The organism is Companilactobacillus insicii, from assembly GCF_003946015.1.
Lineage (GTDB): Bacteria > Bacillota > Bacilli > Lactobacillales > Lactobacillaceae > Companilactobacillus > Companilactobacillus insicii.
The window spans coordinates 1-6,418 of sequence record NZ_RHNU01000059.1 but is presented as its reverse complement, the minus strand read 5'-3'; the positions used below and the strand labels follow the sequence as shown (position 1 = coordinate 6,418).

The window sequence follows — 6,418 nt, the reverse complement described above, 5'->3', positions numbered from 1 at the left end:
GAACAGTGATGTTCTTTTTGTGTTAAAAGGGAATAAAAAAACTGGTATTGATTATTCATCAATACCAGAAAGTATAGAACCAATTAAAGTAGTCGTAAGACTGCTTTTTTTTCTTTAAAAAATTGGAGTATAATTTCAATATTAGGGGGAATTTCATGAAAGTAGTTGTGGCAGACAACGATAAGCTAAAACTCACTTTGGAAGGTATCATTGTTGGTATTTTATCTGGGGCAGTTGTTAGTATGTTTCGTTGGTCTATAGGTCAGTTATTAACAATTTTTCAAGGTGCATATATTGCTGCTCGCCATAATGTGATTATATTTTTGGCTATATTGGTACTATTAGGAGCAATGGGATTATTAGTTGCTGTCTTTTTAAAGAAAGAACCTAATATTTCTGGATCTGGTATTCCACAAGTTGAAGCACAATTGGCTGGTGAAATGGAAATGAACTGGTGGTCAATTCTTTGGACTAAGTTTGTCGGAGGCATCCTTAGTATAGGACCAGGTTTGTTTTTGGGACGTGAAGGACCATCTATCCAATTGGGATCAGCGATTGGACAAGGGTTTAGCGAGATAACAAATGAAACTGGTGTATTCCGCAGAGTTTTAATAGCTAGTGGTGCAGCTGGTGGATTGGCTGCAGCTTTTAATGCACCGATAGCTGGAGCAATGTTTGTTTTAGAAGAAATTTATCATAACTTTTCTCCACTAGTTTGGGTAACAGCTCTAGCTAGTGCAGTAAGTTCTAACTTGGTCGCATTATATGTATTTGGATTAACGCCAGTGTTAGATATACCATACAAGGAAAGTATGCCGATAGGTATGTATTGGCATTTAGTTTTGTTGGGAATTGTTCTAGGGTTATTTGGAAGACTATATCAAAAGGCTTTATTAGTTATGCCATCTTTATACGATAGTCTACACATCCCTCGTTATTTACAAGGTTTGGTTCCTATTATTTTAATATTGCCAATTGGAATGGCTTTTCCACAGTTCATTGGTGGTGGTAACAGCATTATAACTAGCTTAAATGGTTGGGGATTCAGCTTGATAGTATTGATTGGGTTGTTTGTTCTGAGATTCGTATTTTCGATGGTTTCTTATGGATCAGGGTTACCAGGTGGAATCTTCTTGCCTATTTTGAACCTTGGTGCAATTCTCGGAGCTATTTATGCGGTCTTTATGCATCAGATTGGATTGCTGCCAGTTAGTTTTGAAAGCAATTTAATTATTTTCTCTATGGCTGGATATTTTGCCTGTATTGGTAAGGCTCCCTTTACCGCAATTATTTTGGTTACAGAAATGGTTGGGTCACTACAACACTTAATGCCACTAGCTGTGTTATCATTAGTGGCGTACATAGTAGTAGATATGCTTAATGGAGCCCCAATTTATGAATCATTGAAGGAACGTTTAAATATTGATAATAATTATTTAAATCGAGTAAGTAAGTTCAATGATAGATTGGAAATGCCGATTTTTGAAGGAAGTACTATTGATGGTAAGTATATACGCGATATTCCTTTCCCAAAAGATATTTTAATAATTGCTATTTATCGTGGAGAAACGCAGATTATTCCGAAGGGTGACACTGTTATTAAAGCTGGTGATCGAATAGTTATGATGGTCAACGCAGCTAAAAGAGTTCAAATTCGTGATGAGATAAATCATTTGATTAATGGAATTGACTAGAATTTTGACTTATTTTGTGTTATTGTTTTAGGAGTGATTTTAGCTTTTTAACACCATGAACGGAGGTTTTACGGGTGTATAACGTTATTGAAACTTTACTAATTATTGTTTCTATTTTGATAATTATCGCTGTACTAATGCAGCCTACAAAACAGCAAGATGCATTGAATGCATTGTCAGGTGGCGGTGGAGACTTGTTCAGCAACCAGAAGAAACGTGGTTTTGAAGCCTTCATGGTAAAGGTTACCTATGTTTTACTAGTGCTATTTTTTGTTTTCTCATTAGTATTAGTATATTTATCATCACACTAAGCAAGTTATCCTCCTGAAGCTACTAAACAAAGTTGCTCAGGAGGTTTTTTGTTATAAGGAGTGGTTTTATTGAAGATATTGACACCAAAACCCTTTTTCTTTGATTCTGGAAAAAAAGCCGTGGTTTTGTTACATTCATTTTCCGGAACATCTAATGATATGAGATTAATGGGTAGAATGTTGGAACGTAATAATTTTTCAGCGTATGCTCCAATGTTTATGGGTCACGGTACTACAGAACCTATGGATATTTTGAATCTTGGAGGCCCAGATGTATGGTGGCAACAAGTTAATGATGCCGTAGACTTTTTGAAGAGTCATGGTAAGACAGATATTTATATATTTGGGTTATCACTTGGAGCTATTTTCGCCACTAAAGCCGTAGAGAGCATTCCTGAAATAAAAGCCGGTGGAGTGTTTGGTTCACCAGTTTTGTCGCAAGACTTTAAAAATGTTAGAAATGCGTTTATGACTTATGCAGAAAAAGCTTACGAGGTCAGAGAAGTTTCTGAAATCGAAAAATATGAAAACTTGCATGTGATTGATTCAAAAATTGACGCGATGTTGATGGATATTAGAAACACAACTAGTAATGTGGGTAATAAATTAGCTGAAATAGATAAGCCTTATTTTATAGGGCAAGGTACGAGAGATAAATTGGTAGATCCTGAAGCTGCTAAGCAAGTAGCTCAGATAGTTAAGACAGCCGATTTACATCAGTATGATGCAGGTCATGTTTTAACAATTAATCGTGCTCATAAAGAATTGGAGGGCGATGTGCTAAACTTTTTAGAAAATATTGAGGATAGAAATGCCTGATAAAGAAGATAAATTAATTGCAGATATACTTGAATTTTTCAGAAATAATCCAGAACGAAGATATACTTCTGAACAAATTGAAGATGCTTTGAGAATGCATGGAGCTTCAGCATTTAAACGTGTTGTTAAGGCTCTTGCCGTTCTTGAAGGTGAGGGTAAGATTACTCTTACAAATAAAGATGAATTCAAAATGTCTCAACCTGATAAAGTACTTGAAGGTACATTTAAGGGAAATGATAAGGGTTTTGGTTTTGTTAGATACGATGAAGTAGAACCAGATGCCTTTGTTGCTAAGGACAATACACTTCATGCCGTTAATGGAGATACTGTTGAAGTGAAGATTACTAAACCTTCTAACCCGTGGATCGATAAAGGACCTGAAGGAGAAATAACTAAGATCATTGAACGTTCATTGTCCAAGATTGTTGGTGAATTCCATCCATATAGTGATGCTCAAGTAGAGAAGTCTGGTCACTATGGCTATGTTAAGAGTCATGAAAAGAAATTGGCTTCATACATGGTATTCATTTCAGATAAGGGTCTGCACCCACAAATGGGCGATATGGTTCAAGTATCTATTGATGAGTATCCAAATGATAAACATCCACAAAGCATGGAAGGAACAGCACTAGAAATCATTGGTAATAAAAATGACCCTGGTGTTGATATCATGTCTATCGTTATTGACAATGATATTAATCCTGAATTCCCTAAGGAAGTTCTTGAGGAAGCTGAAAAGATTCCTGATCATGTACTTGATAGCGACCGTGAAGGACGTCATGATTTGACTGATAATATGGTCATTACAATCGATGGGGATGATTCAAAAGACTTTGATGATGCTGTTGGTGTTGAAAAAACAGCCGATGGTAAATTCCATCTTGAGGTACATATTGCTGATGTTACTCATTACGTAACTGAAGGTTCAGCACTTGATAAAGAGGCCTACGAACGTGGTACAAGTACATATCTAGTAGACCGTGTTATTCCTATGCTTCCATTTAGATTATCTAATGGGATTTGTTCGCTGAATCCTGGTGAAGATAGACTAGCTTTGACTTGTGATATGATAATTAATCGTTCTGGTCAAGTTGAAAAGTATGATATTTATCCAAGTGTTATTCAGTCTAAGTATCGTATGACATACAATAATGTTAATAAGATTTTAGATGGCGATGCTGAACTATGCGAAGAATACAAGCCATTAGTGCCAATGTTAAAAGACATGTCAGAATTACATGACATTTTATTTAAGATGCGTCATGAACGTGGTGCAATTGATTTCGAAGAAACAGAAGCTAAGATCATTGTAGATGATAATGGTAAGCCAATTGATATTCAATTACGTGATCGTGGAACTTCTGAGCGAATGATTGAATCATTTATGTTGGAAGCAAACGAAACAGTTGCTAAGAACTATAATTTGAAACACGTTCCATTCCTATATCGTGTCCACGAAAAGCCTGATGATGAAAAAGTTAAAAAGTTCTTTGAATTTGTCGCCGCCATGGGTATTGATGTTCACGGTAATTTAAAGGATATCAGTCCTAAGATGTTCCAAGGTGTTCTTGCTCAAGTAATTGGTACACCAGAAGAAGCAGTTGTTACGATCATGTTATTGAGAAGTATGCAACAAGCTAGATATTCTGATGAACCATTGGGTCACTTTGGTTTGGCTGCTAAGTATTATACTCACTTTACATCTCCAATTCGTCGTTATCCTGATTTGACGGTTCATCGCATGATTCATAGCTATGCTGAAAATGGTTTTACTGATGATGAACAAGCCAAATGGGGCGGAAAACTTAAAGAGATCGGTGATCACACTTCAGGTCGTGAGAGAAAATCAATCGATGCTGAACGTGCGGTAGATGATTTGAAGAAGACCGAATACATGGCTGATCAAGTTGGCGAAACATTTGATGCTGTTGTCAGCTCAGTTACAAGCTTCGGTATGTTTATTCAATTGGACAATACCGTTGAAGGTTTGATTCATATTTCTAATATGAAAGACGATTATTATGAGTATGATGAGAAGAGTATGTCAATGCATGGGCGTGGAACCGGTAAGACCTTCAAGGTTGGTCAACCTATTAAAGTAAAACTTATCCGCGCTGATGTTGAGCATCGTCAAATTGACTTTGAGAGAGTTCTAACACCTGAAGAGGCAGAACAAGCAAAGAAACGTGAAGAAGAGTTTGCTAAGCGCCGTGGAAGTCACAGTAGAAGCAATCGTCGTCACGGTGGAAATGGTCATTCAAACAGCCATTCTAATGGTGGCAGAGGTCGTGGTAATAATAGCCACGGACATAATGGTAATGGAAACAATAGAAGACGTGGTAAATACGAAAGTCGGTGATGATAAATGAAGAAGCATCACGTAAAGGCTGCTAATGAGGTAGCTAACAACCGTAAGGCTCGTCATGATTACAGTATTTTAGACACTTATGAGGCGGGAATTTCTCTCACGGGTACTGAGATAAAGTCCGTACGAGCAAGTAAGATAAATATTCGTGATGGATTTGTTCAAGCAAGAAATGGTGAATTGTGGCTTGAAAATGTAAATATTGCCATTTATGATCAAGGCAATCAATTCAACCATGATCCATTACGTAATCGTAAGTTATTGTTGCATAAAAAAGAAATTCGAAAGATTTCTTCAACTATTCAAGAGAAAGGAATTACTGTGATTCCTTTGAAAGTATATTTGAAGAATGGATTCGCAAAAGTCTTGATTGGTGTGGCTCAAGGTAAACGTCAGTTTGATAAACGTGAAACTATTAAGAGGCGAGATCAAGAACGTGAAATACAACGTGTCATGAAGAATGCCGTACGTTAAAATACCCATGTTTGGGTGTTTTTTTGTCTAATTTGGTAATTATCACAACTTCATGTATTATGTTATTGAGGTGAAAGTATGTTTAGATATGCAAAAGAAGGGGACATCGATCAGATATTACCTACACTATTTCAAATATTTGACGAAATGGAGTTAGATATTTTCAAAGAACTTGGTAATGATACGATGGCACAAATTATTCGTGAAGGTTTTGAACTTCCTGATTATCGTTATGGATTAGATCACATTTTGGTTAACGAGATTGATGGTAAGGTTGGCGCTATTTCTGTTGGTTATCCTGAAGAATTGGAAGATGGAATAGACGCTCCATTAGTAAAAATCATGCACGAACATGGAATCAAAAAGGATAGTATTTTTACTGACAAGGAAGCTTGGCCAGGGGAATGGTATCTTGATTCATTTGCTGTTGCTCCAGATATGCAAGGCAAGGGAATTGGGACTAAAACATTAAAGGAACTCATTGAACTAATCCGTAAGCGAGGAGAAAAAATCATGAGTTTAAATGTAGATGTTACTAATAAACCTGCAAGACATCTTTATGACAAAGTTGGATTTAAGAAGGTAGGTCAAATATATATTGGAAGTCATCTTTACGATCACATGCAATTAGAGTTGAACAAATAAAAAGTGCTTCTGACAATAGTCAGAGGCACTTTTGGCTCTATGTCAAATAGTATTGGTGAGACATCTTAGAGCAATTTCCACACTAGAAATGGTGTGGATTTTTTTATGCC

The 6,418-nt window shown here is 36.4% G+C and carries 6 protein-coding genes; all 6 read left to right on the top strand.

Annotated features, from left to right (window positions below):
• Window positions 1–155: 155 nt before the first annotated feature.
• Window positions 156–1,694 carry a ClC family H(+)/Cl(-) exchange transporter gene (locus EKM79_RS11995; protein WP_125569114.1) on the top strand — a complete coding sequence of 513 codons (1,539 nt, stop codon included), beginning with the start codon at window positions 156–158 and terminating at the stop codon, window positions 1,692–1,694.
• Window positions 1,695–1,768: 74 nt separating this feature from the next.
• A complete protein-coding gene (secG, locus tag EKM79_RS11990) occupies window positions 1,769–2,005 on the top strand; it encodes a preprotein translocase subunit SecG (RefSeq protein WP_125569111.1) in 237 nt (78 codons plus the stop codon).
• A 69-nt stretch (window positions 2,006–2,074) separates the two neighbouring features.
• Window positions 2,075–2,824, top strand: coding sequence for an alpha/beta hydrolase (locus EKM79_RS11985; RefSeq protein ID WP_125569110.1), 750 nt, complete (start codon window positions 2,075–2,077; stop codon window positions 2,822–2,824).
• Entirely contained in the window at window positions 2,817–5,183 is a 2,367-nt protein-coding gene (gene rnr / locus EKM79_RS11980) for a ribonuclease R (RefSeq protein ID WP_125569107.1), read from the top strand. The genes EKM79_RS11985 and rnr overlap by 8 nt, the downstream gene beginning before the upstream one ends.
• Before the next feature lie 6 nt (window positions 5,184–5,189).
• Window positions 5,190–5,663: an SsrA-binding protein SmpB gene (smpB, locus tag EKM79_RS11975; RefSeq protein ID WP_125569105.1), complete on the top strand. Its 474-nt coding sequence runs from the start codon at window positions 5,190–5,192 to the stop codon at window positions 5,661–5,663.
• 78 nt (window positions 5,664–5,741) lie between these two features.
• On the top strand, window positions 5,742–6,308 hold the full coding sequence (locus tag EKM79_RS11970; RefSeq protein WP_125569103.1) for a GNAT family N-acetyltransferase: 567 nt from the start codon (window positions 5,742–5,744) through the stop codon (window positions 6,306–6,308).
• Window positions 6,309–6,418: the final 110 nt, after the last annotated feature.